We start from the raw sequence: 19968 nt of genomic DNA on the forward strand, positions 1-19968 counted from the left end.
GCAGTCGTTCCTTGGTTGCGGTACTGCCGGGAGGTACAGGCCATGCTTGCTCGTGTTTATCCATCAGTGCGCACAGCACTAGGGAAAAAACTTCGGGGAGCGGCAGATACCATACGGTGGAAACCCGCTTTCCCTCATGCTCTTCCACCAGCGTGACCCGGTCAATTTCTTTATTGAGAATATTGTTATCCAAAATTGTGCTGAGCCAGCCTCTGGTTGAAGGTTCCAACACCGATGATTTGGCTCTGCGTTCGTAACGTGCTCTGATACGCCGCATTTTTTCTCGTCCAGCAGAACTTTGGGATATCCCAAGAGTCATGGATGAGTGTTCTTCAGTAGAAGAAGAGGAGGATGCAGCGGTAACCGAAGATGAGGATGCGGCCTGACTGGAGCTACGGGCGTTGTGTTCTTGCAAAAAATATGTTCCAGCGAGCCGGATGGCAAGCAATGCAGCAGCGTTTGAGGTGACATGATTGTGAGTGCTCTGTTTTTGTTGAGCTTCTTCGAGTATCTGGTGATCAAGATTAAAAGGCATGCGCTATGGACTTTGCAAAATTTAAAGTGCTTTACATTATCACGAGGAATGTAAAATGTTCAATATGAAAAGAACTGGCGCTTTTTGGATGAGAGAGGTGATGGGTGATGCGTTTTAACTGTTGTTTTACTTTCTCATGCGTTAGCTAGAGAAAATGAGGGTTAATTGTGATATCAGTTTAAGTAAAATTTGTGCGTAGGTGTTTAGGGCATGCACAGAGATCGCATCATGCCCAATTGCCACTCGTTGTTTATAAGGCAGGACTTTGCACTTTAACTGCATCCAACTCGCTCTCCTTTTCAGTTGTATCCGCAATGTGTTGCTCCTTATCTATGACTACAACAAACGAATTCATACCTTCGATTGAAAAAGAATCAGAGAGGGATAACGAGGTTTGTGAGGACTTAATTCTATGGGGTATAAATGACTTGAAATATTTTTGCGCAGCCTCTTCTGTTTTTTTTGGGGCGTCCTCTTTTATTTTTTTTTGTGCATCAACCGCTTCGAGTATGCGAAGTGATTCAAATTTCGACAGATGTTTAGCATGTTTTATAGGGGTATAACCATCGCCAAGACTACAGAACTGCACCGCATCTGCTTTTTCTTTTAGGGGTAGGTAATACAGAAGCAGGTGTAAAGAATCTGGATACAATACTGCACAATGCAGCAACGACATTTGGTTATTATTACATAAAGTCACCACGCCAACTCTGTCAGATTTGGGCAGGCACTCCATGAGTATTTTTATCAACGCAGGATCATGTACCACCTGGTGTGCTACTGATTCACCAAGTGTGTTTTTAATTTCTACAGCAGTTGCTCTTTTTTCTGGGGGTAGGTAGATCAGAAGACTGATTAAGGCTGTGGCGTCTGTTTCTGCCAGGATGTGTAATACGTCCAATCCATTGCCATTAAGTATCATCAAAGCGTCCATTCTTTTATCTTTTAGCAGATAATTCAGCACGTGTTTTATGAAGAGGGGATGGTAAAAGGCGATCAGGTGCAATAGGTTGTTGCCGTCTTCGTATTTTTCCAGCAATGCAGTGTGCCTTTCACTCTCGGAAAACGATCTTAGAATGGGGATCAACTGATCGGGATTAGTTTTTGCAATTTTTCGGAGCTCAGAAGCATTAGGTTTGCTTCTCTTCAGGAGTCTAGCTAATTTGTTTTTACTATCCCCTTCAGATTTTTGTACAGCCTGTTGCGCATGTTCCATTCTTCTGAACAATGAAAATCTGCCGTGGGTTGGCGAAGAGTCTGAGACTGATGAGGAGGCAGGTGAGGATGATAGGCTATAGGTATTCTGAGCTGTAACTAACAAATCAACAGAGCTTTGCTGATTTTGATGTGCTACTGAGGCTACTCTTTCTCTTGTGGGCAGGTAGTTCGTTAGCTCTATCAGGACTGTGACATTTGTTTCTACCAGAAGACGCAATACATTCAAGTTATTGTCATTCGGTATTCTCAAAGCGGGAGTTCTTTCATCTTCTAATAGATAATCCAGAAGTCGTATAAGATAGTCCGGGTGAGTTTGGGCAATCACGTGTAATAGAGTGTTGCCATTTTTGTACTTTGCCAGTATTGCGGCATGTATTTGTGTTTCGGAAAAAGAATCCAGAATTTGTATTAATAGTTCGGGGTTGTGTCGTGTAATTTGTTCCAGCACAACACAATTTTCTTTATTCCTTGCCGTTAAAGCCGCAAAGTATGCAGGTTTAGGAAGCCAGTCTAAAAACAGTTTCAGGCTATTGGAATTATAAAATACACAATGCGCCATGTTATTGCCGCTCTTATCGCATGCTAATGCAGCGTCAGCTTTTGCTGTTTTGGTCACTAGCTGAAATAACTGCGTTAATGCCTGGGAATCAAGTGCCACAAGATGCAGCAAAGTAGAGTCGTCCTTGCCTTTTTTCATCACTACATTTTCTTTTAATTCCAACAGCAAGTAGTCAATGAGTTGAAGAAGTATTTTAGGGTAAGTCATGGCGATCAGATGCAAGATGGTATCACCATCTTCGTTTGTTGCCATGATTGCGTCTGATTTTTGTGTTTCTGAGAGGCAGTCAACAATTTCTATCAATAATTTAGGCTTATTTATTGATATTTCATGCAGGAGCGTGTTGCCTTTATGATTTGTTTCCATTACGGCAATAAATCGGTCGTTTTCATTTAAGAGCAACAGAACGTGTTTTAGTGCTTTAGGGTTGTTTTTTATCACCTGCTGCAGCACGGTGGTACCATTATCGTCTTTAAAGTTTAACAGAGACATCAGTTCTTTTGGTGAAAGTGGATCTACCCATTTTGTCAAAGTGCCAGGATATGTTTTATCAGCCTGATGCAGCAGGCTAGTATCCTCTGTTAACATTTGCTTTTGCTCTTGTTGATTATCACGCCAATCAGTCGTTACTATTGGATCGGGGGAAGACGAGGCAGTAGAAGAAGATGCTGCGTGAACTGAATCATTAGTTTTTTTTTGTTGCAAACAATAACGTGAGGCCAAGAGCCTGACAAGCGTTTCGGCGGCTTTAAATGAAGCGCTATCACGAAGGGTCTGGATGCTTTGCTCTTCTTTGATTGCTTCTTGTTCGATATTGAAAGGCATATACAGCTGTCTTTGATGAATTTAAAGTGCTTAATAATAACATAAGGTTCGTAAACTGTTTAATTTGCATCAAAACAGACGTTTTTGGATGATCTTTTGTGAAAAGACAAATTAGAACTCATGAATACTTGGCTGCTTTTCAGAGACCATGAAATGTTTAATGGGATCATATAGAATGTGATCCCATTGGTTAGTGAAAATATAACTGTGTCCCGAATCTATTTTAGAAAAGCTCCAGGCACTGGTTGTAGATAGATACCGCTGGCATATTCTTGCCAGTTATCGGCATTTTTAAAGTTGCAATGTTTAGAAACCATATGCCATCCTGGTTCCGGGTTAATACATTCTGCTTGTAAAGGCCCTGCTGCAATAACCATGGAAGCAGCGATTATTAATCCAACTAATGTTGATTTGATCTTCATATCGATCTCCTTGGTACTTATTGGTGCTATTTGGGCAAAAAACAGCCATTTTAAGTATAGCCGGATCTGTGGTATATGCAAACATTAATAAGAAAATTTGTTGCCTTTAATGTTATTCAAAAGAGTAGATAAGTAGTTAATTGTTCAATTGATTTGTTAATATTGGCTTAATTTCTTTTTGATAAAATAAAAACCATCTAAATTATCCAGAGCTATTGCATGTCAGTGATCACTAATTTTTGGGGTGGTGTGTTTAACGTGGCAACACAACCAACCCGCTTTTCTTATAATTGCCTTACTGCTCAACCTGATGGTGACTATGATGTTACGCCATACCTTCTGTTCCCAGTAGGTGTACTGACGATTATTCCCAGTTTGCTTATTACTGCTGCCTTATTGCCTGCTGCGCTAGGTATTGGGTTATTAGGTACTTTATGTATTTTATTAGGAAATGCAATCAAAGCCGTTTCTGATTGCGTTGATAATACCTTGGCCCCAAGCTTTTAATCTGTTTTGCTTTTACTGAATTGATGGATGAGAGTTAATTGATTTTTGTGTTCCCAAAAATCGGTTGACTTCTCTGTCCTAATTTAAATCATTAAATGTGTACAAACCAGTTTGTTCTTTTTTCTATATCTTTTTGATTTGCTCTTAAGACGTTGACGTATGGCTTGACGTTATAACTGTTTATTTATCGAAGTAAATTAAATATCAAAAATTCTAAAGTTATTGCCAGGATTCTGTATTTTAGTATTCAATAGGCCGCATTTAAAATTACAATAAAATGATGGGATTAAGGATGAGAAAATTAATTGTTATTGTGTGCTTATTATCAGGTTTTAATAGTTTTTCTTATCATGTTCGCTTGTTTTTTACTAATAATACGCCAGATAAGTTTAAGCCTCTGGCGATAATAAATTACAGTAAAGCAGGTGTTTTTTATGAAAAATATATTGAGCCAGAAGTTTCTGTTATTGATTCTTACGCTCAAAAGGTAAAAATTGATAAAGATCGCAGTGGAATAGACAATTATATTTTAGTATGGTTTGAACTCAACGATGTGTACAGTCACTATATTACGGCATGTCTTGCTAGTTATATTGCACTGACGCAAAGCAATGACATCTATTTCACCTTATCCCAAAATCCGGAAGCGCCTTATCAATACCTTTGCGATCACCAGATCAATGAAAGTGCAGGGGAGTGATTGAAAAAAAGGAGAAACAGCGTTAAACAATACTGCGCATAAATGCGCAGTATTGGAATTTTTATTTCAAATCTTAGAGCGATAGAAATTAAATAAAAAAAGTGTTTGTATCAAAATATTAAGCGTTAAAGATGTAGTTCAGAGAGAACAGAACCTGATCTTGTTGGATGTCTGCTTTATGATTCCAACGAAAAGCAGTTACACCATCAATAAGATCAACATTCACATCACCAAACCATGTATGAGCATATTCCATACCCATATTCCAGTTGTTGTTAAGAGCAACTAAAATACCGGCACCAGCTTGACCGCCAGTAAGGGTTTTGCTGTAATTTATACCGGATAATGGTGCAATACCTCTATTCCAGGTAGAGCTAATATTTCCGAGGCCTAACTCCCATTTGCCTGCTTCAACACCACCCAGGATGTAAGGAGTAGCATTACCCATCTTCATACCCAAGCGGATGTTACCACCGTATTGGAAATCATTGCTAACAGTGACGTCGTGATTTCTTACAGGATTAGTTGAAGGACCTGTACTGGAGCGTTGAACGCTATCCTGGCTGTTATACAGAACATTTCCAACCAAAGCCAAATACACATTGTTGGCCAAAACGGTTTGAATACCCAACAAACCGCCGCCTATAAAGCTGTTATCACCGAGGCTGGCATAATGAGTGTCTGTGTTTACTGGATTATACCCAGTATAGTCGCCTTGCAGCATACCAATACCAGCGGCACCACCGATAAAAAAGCTATAACCTGAATCTTGAACAACTGGTCCCATAGTACCGGCAAAGGAAACAGCTGATGCCATAGCAAGAGCAGAAAACGACAATTTTTTTAACATGATATGTCCTTATTTATTTTGTTATTGAAATAGAATTTATACTTTAACTTTATGAAAAATAATCAAATACATTTCATCTTAATCAAAATATTAGACTAAATCAACAGGGGTGCGTATCTATATGCAAATCATGCCGGCTTTTAAAAATTCTACCTTCCTGGTTGCCTGATTTTGACAGAAATTATCCCGGCAGCACTTGCACTTGATGATGTCCTTGGCTAATTTCGCTTTAACGATTGTGTCTATTATCTATTGTTTCACTTGCGGCTCCATGTAGTTTTAGATTAACCCCGTATGGATAGAATGATAGGGCTCAACTATTAGGAGAAGTTTATGATGAACATCATGTTTTGTTATATGGCTTTTTTCCAGATAACTAAAGGCAGTTTTAAACAGTGTTTTTTCTTGATTTAAAATTAGTGTCTTATTTGTTGCTTAATTTTGAGTTAAAAAGCAAAAGATATGCGCTAAAAGCAGCTAGTAAAGAGGTTTTTTATGGTTTGATGAACTTCAGGTTTATAAAAACTTTGGGGGCATTTGATTTTGTGATGTGCAAAGAATTGGGCGCACTTTCTAAGAAAAAAGGCAGCGTAAATTATTACGCTGCCAATTGAGATATTTTTTAGGCTGTAAATTTAAATTCAACAAAAAGTTGGTTTGCTTCCAGGGTACCTTTCCATGGAATTCCATAACTCCAGCCATCGCTGTTGGTGTAAACGTAACCAGGACCTCTGAATGTACCACCACTAAAGTATCTGTAGCCAATGTTAGCGCTTAAATGACTTGCATCGGGTTGGATGTTAATACCAACACTTCCTTGCCAGGCAAACGATGTATTGCTTACAGGGTAGGCTATTGATGTAGTAGAACCTACGTTAGCTGTAGGTAAAGGAATTACGCCTACAGTATGGAAGTTATTGACTTTGTTATAACCTGCACCAATACCACCGCTAATGAAGGGCATTACATTAAGTGACCAGGGTGTTTGGTACGCTGAATCATTGTGTAAAATGATATTCGCTAAAACTGATTTATTATTCAGAGTAAAGAAACGGTTTCTTACAGAACCTGTGAATCCAGGGGTGCCGCTGGCTCCAGTTTGGAAGATTTGGTAATCAATATCTTCGTTATTGTAATAACTGACGCTTAAATCAATGTAGCGGTGAATCTGTTTTCCAATTGTGAATGTATAAAAACCTTCATTAGACAACTCACCGTCGTAGCCTTGCGCCGCATTATCCCAAAATGTAGGCTCAGGATTTACGATACCGGAGCGCTCAGTCCAGGAATAACCTGTTCCAATTGAAGCAAACCAAGGCATAGGATGGGAAATTTCTCCCATTGTTCCTGCAGCAGCAGGTAATGAAGCAATGCAACATAAAGCAAAAACATGTTTTTTCATAATCATCCTTTATTATTCTTATTATTTAGCGGGAAGAAATATACCTTTAAAAAAAACAGAATTCAATCATGAGGTTAAGGATTTTTAATTTCGATGTTATTTCTACTTCGTATACAAATAATCATGAATCTGACTGATAGAGCAGTTTTAATGAATTATCATAGGAGGCATGGCTGATGAATGCGTTCATATAGGCTAAATAAAAATCTATGTTGCTGATTAATATCTGTTTTATTAATTGAAATAACCTGCTGATGTGGGTACTATACCTGCGTTTTTGTTGCAAAAAGTGAACATTAACGCTCAATCCCGCTTGTGCAGTGGAAAATACGAGGTTTATTTTAATCTCTTAATTTTTTCATCAGTTAATCATATTCCTTGATATTAACCAGATACTTCACTGTGGGAATTGGCAATAAAGGATTGTTCAAAATTTGTGTATTTTTACAAAGGAAACTAATCAGGATAAGGATGAAGGATGTTTAAAAAAACAGCACTTACGCTGCTTGTTCTAGGGAGCAGCTCCGTTTTCTCAGGAACTATGGGTCCAGTTTGTACCCCTGGAAACGCAACGGTTCCTTGTGAACAAACGACTTGGGATATTGGAATCCAAGCTCTTTATTTACAATCAATGTACAGTAATAGCGAGTTAAATAATCTCAATATTGGCAGTGGATCCGGGGTTCGTATTTTTGAAAAATACCCTGATAATTTTGAATGGGGTTTTCGCTTGGAAGGGGCTTATCATTTCAATACCGGAAACGATTTGACTCTGAACTGGACCTATTGGCAGGAGCCCAATGATTTAAGAATTAATCCGGCTCCTGGACGAGTTGCTGGTCAGACCCAAGCGACTATTATTGATTACCGATATCGTGGCTCTGATTTTAATCAGGTCAATGTTGAGTTTGGACAGCATGTAGATTTTGGTGCTAATAAAAACATCCGTTTTCACGGAGGAGTGCAATACGCCAATGTGGACGTTACTTTGATAGCACGTCAAATCGTTTCGGGATTACTGCCTCCAGATGATGCGTCTAACGGCGACATCAGCATAACAAACCGATATAAGTTTAGTGGGGCGGGTCCTCGAATAGGCACAGATTTGTCCTATGATTTTTTGAATGGTTTTGCGATCTATGCTAACGCAGCAACCGCATTACTTGCTGGAGACACCAAGTATTCTGATAATGCACCGTTCAATCAAACAGGTCGACCGGTTCGCTCATCTTATCTTGCTTTGGTTCCTGAGCTTGAGGCTAAAATAGGTGCTACTTATACCTATGGAATGACCCAGGGTAACTTAATCTTTGATTTGGGTTATATGGTCGCTAATTATTTCAGTCCATTGCATGAAAATGATCTTAGTTTGGAAACGTTGACATTCAACACGCGGCCAAATTCAGATTTTGGATTGATGGGAGCTTATGCAGGCATCAAATATACCGGTTCAGTATAGCTGGCCTTAATTTTATAAGGCCATAAAATGAATTCCATCATCCGATGCGTGCAGTTGGTTTGTTGTTTTGCTCGATGCGGTTATTGAGCGCTTGAACAAACTCACGAACTGTGGTGATGGAGTTTTCCTCATTAGTAAGAATTGAATTTGCTCCACCTTTTTTGACAAATGAACGTATCATCTTACCTAATTCACCATTTCTTAATGCAGCGAGTTGCTCTACAGTGATGCTAGAGGCATTGGTCGGATCCTTTATTGCTGATTTCAGCGCATTAACAGCATCTATTTTCTGTGTTTTACTGTGTCCTAAGCCTATGCAGAAAAAACTGTGTTTGTATTCATCGTGTTGCTCTCTTACTGTAGTGTATTTGTCCAGGTTCATGAGGAATGTATTTTTTTGAACCGGTAAAAACTTTGCATCAAGCTGTTCCCTAGACAATTCTTTAGTTGTCCTTTGACGCCCATTGGCTCCTGTAGTCGTTATTGCGTGATGAATTGCTATTACACTTTCGTTGGGTAATTTTTGAGCAGCAGAGTTGACGGCATCAATGTTGGGTTTTCCATCATCTACAACAACCACTTGACCAACCCATTCGGGTTTCTTGCTAAGAAAAGCGGTGAGTAATGTCCCTTTTTCGTGATCAGAATTACCATGTAAATATTTTATTACTACTCCAACGGCGTTTACCAGGCTAGTCTCTTGTTCTTTTGTTGCAGGAAGATTGTTTTGACCTTCTTCAAATGCAATTCCTGCTTCAGTGTTTGCTATATTCAAAAGTGGTTTGTAACGATCGTTTGAAAAAAGCTCTCTGGTTATTTCATCAGTAGTTTTTGAATTACCATGGGTTATGATTTGTTGATCGAATTCCTGTTGAAATTCATAAGCTAATTCTCTTTCACGCCAAAGAATATCGCATGTTGATATGACCCCATGAACGGTTAATTCCTTGGTTTTTAAATATTCAATTAACCTTAAACGGTCATTTATCTGTTCCTGAGTAATTCGCATTGAGGTAAACAGGTAAACATCCAAGATTCCTTCAGCAATTAACTTTTCTATTAATACATCGTTATAGCGAATTGCGGAACTATCTCCAAAAATTAGGGTATTATCAACATCCAGCAGTGCGACAGGTTTTTTTAGCTCTTTTTTTGTGTAAGTCATAAAATACCCCAATAAAGTTTTCTTAATTAGGATTATATTCAATTTTGCAATTAATGTCTATATTATGATCTTTTGGTTCAAAAATATATCTTTTGGCTGTGGGTTGATAAAAAATAGTAACTCATGAATTTATTGTTTGCTGAATATAAGTACAAAACTGACTGCGGGTATAATCATGCCAATCAACAGGATTGCTATGAATGAGCCTGATACTGGCACTGAATTTAATAGGTTATTGCCCATGAGTTTTTTTTCTTTAGACATCAGATAAGCCAGTAGCAAAAGACCGTAAAAGTGAAGTGAGTAAATGCTTATCCGCATTAGCAAAGAGGGAGTAAATCCTGTTGCTACGTAATCAAAGGGACAATTAATCAAAAAGAAACAAAACAACCAAGCTTTCGAAGGACGTTTTCCGGAAGTGTTTGTAGGTACCTCGTTGAACCAACACAAAGCCAGGGGCAGAATTAATAATGAGGAATAATAAATCCAACCCAGAGGACTAAGCAGCAGCATAAACACCAGAGTGAGGCAAAATCGGTAATGATTGATCAAATGGATGCTGTTTTTTGGGGGAGAGCTCTTCAGCAACCAGTAATAAATACCGAGTACAAGGGGAAATACGAATAAATAAATCAGGTTAATTTGCTGCCGCATTTCATTAGGTACATAATAGCTGAACGTAAACAGTCTAAATAAGAAACCGTAAATACTGGCATTCCAACTGTCGGCATACCAGCTTACTTGAGTCATAACGTTAAAGTAATCGAGATACAGTTGCGCACCATACAGGATAAAGGGAATGGCCCAAAAGCATAAGCATGAGCCAAGCATAATCAGTATTAGTTTAAATCGCCGTTCTGCCAATGCATAAAAAAACAATAATCCAGGAAACAGTTTGATTGAAATGATAGTTGCCCAAAAAATACCCGCCCAATAATAGTGTTTTTTTAAATAAAAATGGTAACCGGCCATGACAAATAAAAACAATAATGAGCCTATTTGGCCTATAGCAAGATTCATGATGGTTGAAAAAAGCATCAAATAAAAAAGAGTCAATAAAAAACCATATTGGCTTAAACTTTTTTGATTCAAAACCATAGAAAAGCTTATTCGAGCGCCTATTAACCCAGAAATAAAAGACACAAGCAACCAACACAGCAGAGCTGGATGATAGCTCATCAATCCAAGAGGATAGGTTAGAATGAGGAAAAAAGGAGGACACAAATTATGAGGCAGTGTTCTGGGAACTGCTAGATAGTCGGCTGTTAAGGATGCGTATGGATTATTGCCATGACTTAATGCCTGTAAGGATGAATAAAAAGTACTGAAATCAAGTTTGAACTGATCGTTTATCGATAAATAACCAAGTAGTGTGTAAGTAATTAACACCCCTAAAATAATAATTGATTGCCCTATCGATTTTTTTATCAATTTAAAAAATTTAATCTGTTTGCTAGTACCCAAGATTAGATTAAGTCAGGGTATCGTTCAACTGTATTTGTTAGTGTTGGTTGAATGCCATTGCTGGATAAATATCCTGCTTTCCAGATTTTTATCGAATATTCTCAAAATGTTTTCCGATAATCTATACCATCCAGCAATAGGACTGATTTTCGGGATGAACAGGAAAAAAAAATGTTATGGATGATGTGTTAAGTTATGGTTTGGAAAAAAAGATTTTAAATTGTCCTGATTGGTGTCATTAAACCAATCAGGCTATTTGTTTGCAACCGCTTTATTTTTTTGTAGAAATTAGGTTCTCTTGACAAGCCACGGCACGTAGGCAGAGGTGAATGACAACAGACCCTAAACATAATAATGTCAAAGAGTATCAGTCCATACGATCATCGCATGGGCTAATACTCAATGGCGTTTGAGCAAAGGCGGAGTTATTGTCCTAATTCACTCATTGTAGAAACGGCATGGTACCCTGCGTCTACATGAACTACCTCACCGGTTATTCCGGATGCCAGGTCTGAACATAGAAATGCGGCGGTATTTCCTACCTCATCGGCAGTTACGTTTCTTTGCAGCGGTGTAATGTTTGCGTAGGCTGCCTGAATCTTACGAAAATCTTTAATTCCAGCTGCAGCGAGGGTTTTTATTGGACCTGCTGATATGGCATTAATTCTAAGTCCCCTTGGTCCGAGGCTTGCTGCGAGATAGCGGACAGCTGCTTCAAGGCTTGCCTTGGCTATACCCATTACATTGTAGTTTGGAACAGCTTTTTCAGCTCCATAATAGCTCAGCGTGAGGATAGAGCCTTGAGTTTCTTGCATCATGGGTAATGCGGCCTGAGCCAGTCCTACCAGGCTGTAGGCGCTAATGTCGTGCGCTATTCTAAAGCCTTCTCTGTTGGAGCACTCGAGAAAATCACCGCTGATCTGATCGGCAGGGGCGTAGGCAACGGAGTGAATCAATACATCCAGTTTATCCCAGTGAGTCCCCAGATTGCGAAATAAAGCGGTTATGTCTTCGTCTCGAGCTACATCACAAGGAAATGTGAGATTGGAATTAAACTCGGCGGCCATGGTTTCGACCCGAGACTGTAATTTTTCATTTTGATACGTGAAGGCAAGCTCAGCGCCTTGAGCATGAAATGCTTTTGCAATTCCGTAAGCTATGGAACGATTACTTGCCAACCCGATTATTAATGCTTTTTTTCCAGATAAAAATCCCACCGTAGTCTCCTTCGTAATGCGCTTATTTAGTAGTATGTGATGCGAGTAATTCACGCATTTTAGCTTGAATCATTTCTATAGCAATTCTATTTTCACCACCACGTGGTACGATAATATCAGCATAGCGGCTTGATGGCTCGATAAATTGCAAATACATGGGTCTGACTGTGGTTTCGTATTGATGAAGTACCGATTCAAAGGATCGATGACGCTCAACAACATCTCGTTTTAAACGGCGAGTCAGGCAAACGTCCAAGGGAGTGGACATAAAAATGCGAATATCCATAATTTCCCGCAGCGCTTTATCACTGAACAGTAAAATTCCTTCCAAAACAATAATTGCATGTTGCCCAATGGTTCTGGTTTCTGGCAGACGCAAATGTTTTGAATGAGAATAAATAGGAATATCGACAGCATTACCCGTTCTTAGTTGCCGAAGATGGTCGCATAGCAGGGCATGATCGAAGGAGTCTGGATGATCGTAGTTTATTTTTTCACGATCAGCGAAGGGCATGTGACCATTGTCTTTGTAGTAAGCATCCTCCGAGATAACAACGACTTGTTCGGAGCCAAGTTCGCTTACAATAGTATTTGCCAGCAGGCTTTTACCTGATGCAGACGGTCCAGAAATTCCAATAATAATTGCTTGTTTGGTCATAATAGTATCGTTTAAAATTTTGCGCAAATAGTAAAGCTATTTTGCGATAATTTCAATTAAATAGAGTGTTTTTCCTGCTTTTTAATCTTTGTTTTTCGTTTTATTCATTGATCCAATCTCAGCATCATACCCAGTATGCATCCTGGCAAAGTGACTATTGGAGCACTTTGTCAGGATGATTTCCTGTAATGACGCTTATTTTTCAGGATGCTGTGTTGAATCGTTCCAGTACTTCATGAAGCGGTACACCTACAGATTCGGATGGTGGTTTAATCATTAATAAGGCGGATAAGGTAGCCGCGATATCTGTAGTATAAACTGGTCTTGAAATCAGTTCGGGTTTAAATTTGGGATTTACAAACAATAAGGGCACGTAACTGTCGTATTGCCACGGAGTTCCATGCGAGACCCTGTCTTCCTGTTTATCATGATGTGATTGATAGGGTGGGGGAATGAAGTAAACATCTCCTGATCTGTAGGGGTAGGCCATTCGGTTTACCTTTTTTGTGAGCCAATTTTCAGAACTACGGGTAACTGGCAATGAATATGCCATGTATATGCCTTGCTGGTTGGTTAAAGCATTCGCTAAAAAATCACTCACATGAGACAGATTCAGCTTATGATCTGCAATGATCTGATGATTCAGATAGACAAATGGCGGAGTGACGGACATCAGTGCATCTTTTGGGAGCTGGTATTCTTTGGTTAGCATCTCCCGTACTGACTCTTCCAATGCCTGAACATCCAGAGGTTGTCCCTGAGGAATGTGATACTCTTTCAGGTATGCGGGGCTGTCACTGACACCATGATCTGCTGTTAATATGATTAACGTATTCTCAAGACCAATCTGTTTATCAACTATAGATAGAAAATGCTCCAGTGTTTTATCCAGTTGCAGTAAATTGTCCTCTGCTTCAAGGCTGTTGGGACCAAATTGGTGTCCTATAGTATCTACAGCGGAAAAGCTGACTGCAAGGTAGTCGGTCTGATTATTTGAGCGCCCTATGCCTTCGTTGATTAAGAGTTGCTCGGCAAAATCTCCGGTCAACTGATCTGCTTTGGGGGTTCTGGATAAGGATTTGAAATAAGATTCTGAGGGTGGGTTGGTGATGTGATGAGGAAAAGTTTGGTTGAAGTCCCCATAATTTGCCTTAAACGGTTTTGTACGGCTGTTTTGGTAATAGGTCAAAGGTTGGCTGAGATTCCAGTCAAAGACCTCGGGTTTGTAATTTTTATTCCAGTTTTGAACCCACTGTGGATAGCTGGAGTAATAATAATCACTGGTAATAAAGCCCCCATTCATTTTATCAAACCAAAATGCTTTACCTGAATGCCCCGCCAGGGTAATCGCAGCACGATCTTTTAACGAGACCGCAAAAACTTTTCCTTTATTAGCCAGGTTCATTTCATCACCCAAAGTCGTGCCTTGCATGTTTTTGGGGGAGCGACCTTCTAATGGCATCCTGGTGTGTTGAGTTGGTAAAATTTGGCTGTTTAAATCCTCCATGCAATAAACAAGGTGTTTGGATTTGCGGTCAAACCAATCATTATCAATCACACCGTGTAAAAAAGGATAACTACCAGTTGCTATAGTCGCATGACCAACACAGGTTGTGGTGTTTGCATGAGGATGATGGGTATTATTGAAGTTTAATCCATGGTTTAACAAATAATTAAAGCCTTTAGCACCAAATTGATGTTGATGGTGAGCCAGTAAATCACCTCGAAGCTGATCAATGACGATTTGTAGGATCAGCTTGGGTTGGGCGCTATAGGAATAACTGTTAAACGCACACATTATCAGCAGAAATCGGAAAAAAATATTCATTATTGTCTTTATTAGTAAGTAAACTCCGGGTTAAATTACCGCAATAAAGAAGAGTAATGCAACATAAAATTTGATTGCATGAGCTATTTTTTTTTCAATTCATTTCGTTAGGTTTTGTTAATTTTATTCAAATTTTTCTCATTAAAATCAATTGGTTGAAATTTAATTGGGTAGTGTAAGAAAAATACATGACGTAAATGACTAATTGGTTTACACTGATTTTTGATGTGCGAAATTCATCAATCCTGTTAATAGAGTTTTAGGAGAATATTTTATGTCTTTTGAGCTGGTAGCCTACAAATTATTAAAACAACGCATTATGGAAAGCATAGCAACATTGATTATTGCTCACGCACCTAGTGAAGAAGAAAAGAAGCGTCTACAACAGTTGATTGCGGAACATTCATATTCAGCTTCAGATTCAGGTTCCGATGAAAAGTATCTTGAATTTCTCTGGAACAAATTGGAAAAAATTTCTGGCCCACGTCAAGTGCAATCCCGAGTTCTATTAAAAACAATTGAACTTCTTAATGGAGAGGATGATTTGCGTAAAGCGGCTCTTGTATTAAATACACTGGCTTTTTATATTCATGAAAAAATAGTTGAAACATATAGCGGCATATGTTCTTTTGTAACAAGTCCTGATAGCAGCACATTAAAGCGTGGTTTGTATAATTCGCTTAATTTAAAAGACAATGTGCCAAATGATATCGATTTGGCTAAAATGTACGAAGCTTTGTTGGAATTTTTAAATCATCATGTTTATGTTGAAGGCTTTAGTCCCGAAGGTTATTTACACATCCAACCTTTTGATATCAAAGAATACAGCGTCGAGGATGATATTAACGATTTAACTCTTAAACAGGCGCATGCAGTAATTAAAAATAACAATGCAGCCAAGGTAAAGTACAAACAATCAGGCGGCTCGCTTAAATCCAGTTCCAGTATCTTTTCATCAAGTCCCTCGCAATCTTATTTACGGACGAGCTCAACACCTTCAGCAGAACCAGTACCCATGCCATCAAGGCGATTTAGCTGATTGGGTGAGCATGGTATGGGTTGTTTTTTATAAAATGCAGATGTTAAAAAAAACATCTCATCCGCAAAAAACGAGCCCATATCAGGTCTCGGTACGGGGCTGTTTTTCGTCTTGTACCGAGAGATGATCTCAATTCGAGATGATAACGGGTAAGCTCTTGCTGTGCTAAACCTGTTTTTAGGAAGAAAAAATTATTATCGCTCGACAGGATAACCAAACATAGCCCAGTCCATTATTCCACCATTAACCGAATAAACTTCCTGATAACCCAAATCTAGTAAACACTGCGCCGCATAAAGCGACCGAACACCGCTTCGGCAGTGCAGGTAAATGGGTTTGGATTTATCCGATACTGAGTCGGCAATTCGTGATGCGATCTCATCTTTGGGAATATGCAAGGTTCCTGGTATCCGAATATCGTTACGTTCATCGTGCTCTCTGACATCAATCAAACAGATATTTGATTGAGTATCCATTTTGTTTTTTAGCTCATGAACATCTACGGTATTAATCTCATGCTTTGTCATAACGAATATCTCTCATTGATGGTCTGGTTAATGTTGAATGATGCAGCAGCCAATAAATTGTTGCAGTCAGCACACCACCTATTAACGTGGCAAATGCCCAGGTAGGAGCCGACACCAGAACAGGTTTTTGCCCTATTCTGTATAAATTTCCGGCATCTCGAGCTACGGCACCAGCAAAGATTACATGCAGCAGGCCATTGATTAAAGCAATTAAATAAAAAAAGGTTTCCAGCTGAGTACTGAACTGCTTGGCTAACTCCCCAATCATTAATCATGCTCCTTTAACGGGTATTGATTGTCTCCATGATAACAGAAAAATTGCAGAAATGACTAAAAGAATAGCCAGCGTTTGCATGGGGGAGGGGGCTTCACCGAAAACAAGATAACCCCAAAATAATCCCGTCAGGGCAACGACTCCACCGGTTAAACTGTAAAATACAGGACCAGCCAAACGTATTAGAGTAAAAAAAATCAAATACCCTATGCTGGATAAGATAATTTCCAACACAATAATTTGTTTCACAAAAGTAAATGGGCCTGCAAGGGAATAAAAAGCACCTTGGGATATAACGAGGGGAAAGAGCAGTACTGTTGCTGTAAGCAGCATGCCACTCGCAGCCTGAAGCGCATTAATTCCCCTGGGTTGTTTTATTCCTATATAAACCGAGCACAGCGCAAAACCAAAAGGACTCAACAACGCAAGCAATGTCCAGCCAGAATAAAACCCGCTGGTATTTACTCCTATGATGCACATGATTCCTGTCATACCGAGTATTAATGCAAAAAATCGCCATCCATCCAATTGTTCCTGTTTTGTTACAAGAGCCAGTGGGTAGACCAAAAGAGGGACTGTATTAACTAGCACGGCAAGTAATCCTGCTGGTATATGGCTGGCAATGAAGTACATGTTGGTATTTGGAATAGCGATTCCTATCAAGCCGCAGATGAAAAAATAGGGATAGAACGACGGGTTGAAGAAGCTATGTTTTTGGGTTGCGATACAAATACAGGATAAAAGCAACGCAGGCCCCAAGGATTGCCAGAAGGCATAACCAAGTGGTGGTACTCCGTTGATCATGGCAAATTTAGCCAATGAGTAACCCGACCCCCAGATAAAACCTAAAATAATCAGAAGCAGAAGTGCTTTGAAGGAGTTTAATTTATCCATAAACAGGTATGAGCATTGGTAATGTGGAATTGATAGATTATGACACTCAAGCACTTAAGAAGGCAATGCGTGCAGTTTGCAAGATCATGCCCGCAGCAAAAATCACTTTATCTTTCATTTTAACATGAACATAAGGTAACATCTGACCATTGCCAAACTTAGAGAATACAGATGAACGCTAATGAAATACCGGTTCCGCATTTGACTACTGCTCAATCAGGACCTTTATATCATGTAGAAAAAATTCTATTAAATCACATCGCACCAATCGAGGCTTGGTTTAGGAAAAAATGGAAAGAGACTCCAGCACCTTTAACTTCTTCGGTGGATTTACGTCATGCCGGTTTTAAACTGGCTCCAGTAGATACTAATCTATTTCCAGCCGGGTTTAATAATCTCAATCCTGATTTTCTGCCATTGTGTATTCAGGCTGCTCAGTCGGTATTGAACGATTACATCCCGGGTTGTACTAAAATTTTAATATTACCCGAGAGTCATACCCGTAATAAATTCTACTTAGAGAGTTTGAATGTCTTGCGTACTGTTTTTACTAAAGCAGGGTTTATCGTCAGAATCGGTAGTCTTGATCCTGAAATTACTAATCCTAAAGAAATCATGCTTGAACATGGTGAAAGTTTACTGATAGAGCCTTTGCGCAGGCAAGGAGACCGAGTAGGTCTGGATGATTTCAGCCCTTGTTTTTTACTGCTAAATAATGATTTGTCTTCCGGTATTCCGCCGTTGCTTGAGGGGTTAGAGCAACGTATCAGACCTACTGCCAAACTGGGTTGGGCATCTCGTCTTAAATCAAGTCATTTTCAGTTTTTTGCTGAGGTGGCCGAAGAGTTTGCTGAGTTGATTAATCTCGATTCCTGGCTAATTAATCCTTATTTCAGTGCAATTAATGGCATAGATTTTATGGCTCAGGAAGGAATAGAGCAATTGGCTCTGGAGGTTGATAAAATTCTTGCCCAGGTTAGAGAAAAATACGCTGCATATGGAATAAAAGAAAAACCTTTTGTCGTAGTCAAGTCAGACAATGGTACTTATGGTATGAGTGTAATGATGGTTCATGATGCCAATGAAATCAGGCAGTTAAATCGAAAACAGCGTACCCGAATGTCCAGTAGCAAAGGAAGTAAAAAAGTAGACAGAGTGATCATTCAGGAAGGTGTTTATACTTTTGAAACCATGCCTGATGGAGCGGTGGCCGAGCCTGTGGTTTATATGATTGGTCAGTTTGTTGTCGGAGGATTTTACCGAGTCCATAAAGGGCGTGGAATTGATGAAAATCTGAATGCTCCAGGAATGCATTTTGAGCCACTTGCCTTTGCTCAGGCTTGTAATATGCCATCTGATGAATTGGAAGTAGTGGATTGCCCTAATCGTTTTTATGTTTACGGGGTTATTGCCCGATTGGCTGCTCTAGCTGCCGCAAGAGAAATAAGAGCTATAGGAGGCGAGTAATGAAACTTGCAGTTTTAATGGATCCGATAGATCGTTTGCATCCTTATAAGGACACAACGGTTGCCATGATTGCCAGTGCTCAGGCCATGGGATGGTCGTGCGTTTATTTTACTCAGGAGGACTTATTTTGCCGTTTGGGTCGTTCTTATGCATGCGTTCATGAAATCAGCCTGGGCGATTTACATTCCCCTCATTGGGCTAAAACAAAAGATTTGGGGGAGCAGGCATTAAGTGATTTTGATATTATTCTGATGCGTAAAGATCCTCCTTTTGATATGGAGTACATTTATTCGACTTATGCTTTGGATTTAGCTGAGCGAGATGGGGTGCTGGTTGCTAACAAGCCACAAAGTTTGCGTGATGCTAATGAGAAATTTTTTACTTTAAACTTCCCCCAGTGTTGTCCGGTTACTTTGGTATCCAGAGACATAAAAAGATTAAAAGCTTTTTGGCAAGAACATCAAAACGTGATTTTTAAACCCCTTGAGGGAATGGGCGGGAGCTCGGTTTTTCATGTTGATGAGCAGGGAAGAAATTTATCTGTGATTCTTGAAGTATTAACTAAAGGTCAAAATAAATGCATCATGGCTCAATCCTATATTCCTGAAATTGCCCAGACCGGTGATAAAAGAATTCTGGTGATTCACGGTGAGCCTGTGCCCTATGCTCTGGCTCGGATCCCTGCACCGGGTGAGTTAAGAGGAAATTTGGCCGCTGGTGCCAGGGGTGAGGTGGTTCCTATCACAGCAAGAGATCGCTGGATTTGTGAACAAATTGCGCCTGTACTGCAAGCTAAAGGTTTGTACTTTGTTGGTATTGATGTGATTGGTGATTACTTGACTGAAATTAACGTGACCAGCCCCACTTGTTTGCGAGAGATAGCCGCCGAGACGGGCTTGGATATTGCCGGAGATTTTCTGAAAGGTTTGGCAAAACTTCGTCACTAACGAGTTTGATA

At 39.5% G+C, this 19968-nt stretch carries 20 protein-coding genes; 7 read left to right on the forward strand and 13 right to left on the reverse strand.

Going from position 1 to position 19968, the window contains the following annotated elements; genetic code table 11:
• From Lwor_RS04220 to Lwor_RS04230, 3 genes are all read right to left on the reverse strand, one after another.
• On the reverse strand, positions 1-535 hold a 535-nt coding region (locus Lwor_RS04220), incomplete at its 3' end, for a hypothetical protein (protein ID WP_157063125.1).
• A 250-nt stretch (positions 536-785) separates the two neighbouring features.
• Positions 786-3137: an ankyrin repeat domain-containing protein gene (locus tag Lwor_RS04225; RefSeq protein ID WP_058492664.1), complete on the reverse strand. Its 2352-nt coding sequence runs from the start codon at positions 3135-3137 to the stop codon at positions 786-788.
• Between the two features lie 218 nt (positions 3138-3355).
• A complete protein-coding gene (locus Lwor_RS04230) occupies positions 3356-3559 on the reverse strand; it encodes a hypothetical protein (RefSeq protein WP_058492665.1) in 204 nt (67 codons plus the stop codon).
• A 219-nt stretch (positions 3560-3778) separates the two neighbouring features.
• Between Lwor_RS04230 and Lwor_RS04235 the strand changes: the two genes are divergently transcribed.
• Both Lwor_RS04235 and Lwor_RS04240 read left to right on the forward strand, forming a co-directional pair.
• Complete coding sequence (locus Lwor_RS04235; RefSeq protein WP_058492666.1) at positions 3779-4066, forward strand: hypothetical protein; 288 nt, start codon at positions 3779-3781, stop codon at positions 4064-4066.
• A 292-nt stretch (positions 4067-4358) separates the two neighbouring features.
• On the forward strand, positions 4359-4766 hold the full coding sequence (locus Lwor_RS04240) for a hypothetical protein (protein WP_058492667.1): 408 nt from the start codon (positions 4359-4361) through the stop codon (positions 4764-4766).
• Between the two features lie 118 nt (positions 4767-4884).
• Here the strand turns inward: Lwor_RS04240 and Lwor_RS04245 are convergent, their stop codons facing one another.
• Positions 4885-5616: an outer membrane protein gene (locus Lwor_RS04245; protein ID WP_058492668.1), complete on the reverse strand. Its 732-nt coding sequence runs from the start codon at positions 5614-5616 to the stop codon at positions 4885-4887.
• Between the two features lie 395 nt (positions 5617-6011).
• On the opposite strand from Lwor_RS04245, the gene Lwor_RS04250 reads away from it, so the two are divergent.
• Complete coding sequence (locus Lwor_RS04250) at positions 6012-6230, forward strand: hypothetical protein (protein WP_058492669.1); 219 nt, start codon at positions 6012-6014, stop codon at positions 6228-6230.
• Positions 6231-6238: 8 nt separating this feature from the next.
• On the opposite strand, the gene Lwor_RS04255 is transcribed toward Lwor_RS04250, so the two are convergent.
• Complete coding sequence (locus Lwor_RS04255) at positions 6239-7018, reverse strand: outer membrane protein (protein WP_238584621.1); 780 nt, start codon at positions 7016-7018, stop codon at positions 6239-6241.
• Between the two features lie 478 nt (positions 7019-7496).
• Between Lwor_RS04255 and Lwor_RS04260 the strand changes: the two genes are divergently transcribed.
• Entirely contained in the window at positions 7497-8477 is a 981-nt protein-coding gene (locus Lwor_RS04260) for an Lpg1974 family pore-forming outer membrane protein (protein WP_058492671.1), read from the forward strand.
• A gap of 37 nt (positions 8478-8514) precedes the next feature.
• Here the strand turns inward: Lwor_RS04260 and Lwor_RS04265 are convergent, their stop codons facing one another.
• The 5 genes from Lwor_RS04265 to Lwor_RS04285 form a co-directional block, all read right to left on the reverse strand.
• Positions 8515-9642 (reverse strand): hypothetical protein, encoded by a 1128-nt coding sequence (locus tag Lwor_RS04265; RefSeq protein ID WP_058492672.1) that lies wholly within the window; start codon positions 9640-9642, stop codon positions 8515-8517.
• A 129-nt stretch (positions 9643-9771) separates the two neighbouring features.
• Positions 9772-11073, reverse strand: coding sequence for a glycosyltransferase family 87 protein (locus tag Lwor_RS04270; RefSeq protein WP_058492736.1), 1302 nt, complete (start codon positions 11071-11073; stop codon positions 9772-9774).
• Between the two features lie 458 nt (positions 11074-11531).
• Positions 11532-12323 carry an enoyl-ACP reductase FabI gene (locus tag Lwor_RS04275; RefSeq protein ID WP_058492673.1) on the reverse strand — a complete coding sequence of 264 codons (792 nt, stop codon included), beginning with the start codon at positions 12321-12323 and terminating at the stop codon, positions 11532-11534.
• Between the two features lie 22 nt (positions 12324-12345).
• Positions 12346-12981: a uridine kinase gene (gene udk, locus Lwor_RS04280; protein WP_058492674.1), complete on the reverse strand. Its 636-nt coding sequence runs from the start codon at positions 12979-12981 to the stop codon at positions 12346-12348.
• Positions 12982-13183: 202 nt separating this feature from the next.
• Entirely contained in the window at positions 13184-14812 is a 1629-nt protein-coding gene (locus Lwor_RS04285) for an alkaline phosphatase family protein (RefSeq protein ID WP_415582902.1), read from the reverse strand.
• A gap of 271 nt (positions 14813-15083) precedes the next feature.
• On the opposite strand from Lwor_RS04285, the gene Lwor_RS04290 reads away from it, so the two are divergent.
• Positions 15084-15848, forward strand: a complete 765-nt coding sequence (locus tag Lwor_RS04290; RefSeq protein WP_058492676.1) for a hypothetical protein — start codon at positions 15084-15086, stop codon at positions 15846-15848.
• Between the two features lie 194 nt (positions 15849-16042).
• On the opposite strand, the gene Lwor_RS04295 is transcribed toward Lwor_RS04290, so the two are convergent.
• Genes Lwor_RS04295 through Lwor_RS04305 form a run of 3 tightly spaced genes read right to left on the reverse strand, consistent with a single transcriptional unit; the run spans position 16043 to position 17543 of the window.
• Positions 16043-16375 carry a rhodanese-like domain-containing protein gene (locus tag Lwor_RS04295; protein ID WP_058492677.1) on the reverse strand — a complete coding sequence of 111 codons (333 nt, stop codon included), beginning with the start codon at positions 16373-16375 and terminating at the stop codon, positions 16043-16045.
• Positions 16362-16643 (reverse strand): hypothetical protein, encoded by a 282-nt coding sequence (locus Lwor_RS04300; protein ID WP_058492678.1) that lies wholly within the window; start codon positions 16641-16643, stop codon positions 16362-16364. Before Lwor_RS04300 ends, Lwor_RS04295 begins: the two co-directional genes overlap by 14 nt.
• 3 nt (positions 16644-16646) lie before the next feature.
• Complete coding sequence (locus Lwor_RS04305) at positions 16647-17543, reverse strand: DMT family transporter (RefSeq protein ID WP_058492679.1); 897 nt, start codon at positions 17541-17543, stop codon at positions 16647-16649.
• A gap of 171 nt (positions 17544-17714) precedes the next feature.
• On the opposite strand from Lwor_RS04305, the gene gshA reads away from it, so the two are divergent.
• Complete coding sequence (gshA, locus tag Lwor_RS04310; RefSeq protein ID WP_058492680.1) at positions 17715-19010, forward strand: glutamate--cysteine ligase; 1296 nt, start codon at positions 17715-17717, stop codon at positions 19008-19010.
• Positions 19010-19957, forward strand: coding sequence for a glutathione synthase (gshB, locus tag Lwor_RS04315; RefSeq protein WP_058492681.1), 948 nt, complete (start codon positions 19010-19012; stop codon positions 19955-19957). The genes gshA and gshB overlap by 1 nt, the downstream gene beginning before the upstream one ends.
• Positions 19958-19968: the final 11 nt, after the last annotated feature.

Source organism: Legionella worsleiensis, from assembly GCF_001467535.1.
Taxonomy (GTDB): domain Bacteria; phylum Pseudomonadota; class Gammaproteobacteria; order Legionellales; family Legionellaceae; genus Legionella; species Legionella worsleiensis.

What these genes read in the sequence shown, in the direction of transcription:
- Lwor_RS04295 (WP_058492677.1), bottom strand. Translation starts at nt 16,375, where the DNA reads ATGACAAAGCATGAGATTAATACCGTAGATGTTCATGAGCTAAAAAAC.
- udk (WP_058492674.1), bottom strand. Translation starts at nt 12,981, where the DNA reads ATGACCAAACAAGCAATTATTATTGGAATTTCTGGACCGTCTGCATCA.
- Lwor_RS04260 (WP_058492671.1), top strand. Translation starts at nt 7,497, where the DNA reads ATGTTTAAAAAAACAGCACTTACGCTGCTTGTTCTAGGGAGCAGCTCC.
- Lwor_RS04290 (WP_058492676.1), top strand. Translation starts at nt 15,084, where the DNA reads ATGTCTTTTGAGCTGGTAGCCTACAAATTATTAAAACAACGCATTATG.
- gshB (WP_058492681.1), top strand. Translation starts at nt 19,010, where the DNA reads ATGAAACTTGCAGTTTTAATGGATCCGATAGATCGTTTGCATCCTTAT.
- gshA (WP_058492680.1), top strand. Translation starts at nt 17,715, where the DNA reads ATGAACGCTAATGAAATACCGGTTCCGCATTTGACTACTGCTCAATCA.
- Lwor_RS04230 (WP_058492665.1), bottom strand. Translation starts at nt 3,559, where the DNA reads ATGAAGATCAAATCAACATTAGTTGGATTAATAATCGCTGCTTCCATG.
- Lwor_RS04245 (WP_058492668.1), bottom strand. Translation starts at nt 5,616, where the DNA reads ATGTTAAAAAAATTGTCGTTTTCTGCTCTTGCTATGGCATCAGCTGTT.
- Lwor_RS04265 (WP_058492672.1), bottom strand. Translation starts at nt 9,642, where the DNA reads ATGACTTACACAAAAAAAGAGCTAAAAAAACCTGTCGCACTGCTGGAT.
- Lwor_RS04300 (WP_058492678.1), bottom strand. Translation starts at nt 16,643, where the DNA reads ATGATTGGGGAGTTAGCCAAGCAGTTCAGTACTCAGCTGGAAACCTTT.
- Lwor_RS04240 (WP_058492667.1), top strand. Translation starts at nt 4,359, where the DNA reads ATGAGAAAATTAATTGTTATTGTGTGCTTATTATCAGGTTTTAATAGT.
- Lwor_RS04225 (WP_058492664.1), bottom strand. Translation starts at nt 3,137, where the DNA reads ATGCCTTTCAATATCGAACAAGAAGCAATCAAAGAAGAGCAAAGCATC.
- Lwor_RS04255 (WP_238584621.1), bottom strand. Translation starts at nt 7,018, where the DNA reads ATGAAAAAACATGTTTTTGCTTTATGTTGCATTGCTTCATTACCTGCT.
- Lwor_RS04305 (WP_058492679.1), bottom strand. Translation starts at nt 17,543, where the DNA reads ATGGATAAATTAAACTCCTTCAAAGCACTTCTGCTTCTGATTATTTTA.
- Lwor_RS04235 (WP_058492666.1), top strand. Translation starts at nt 3,779, where the DNA reads ATGTCAGTGATCACTAATTTTTGGGGTGGTGTGTTTAACGTGGCAACA.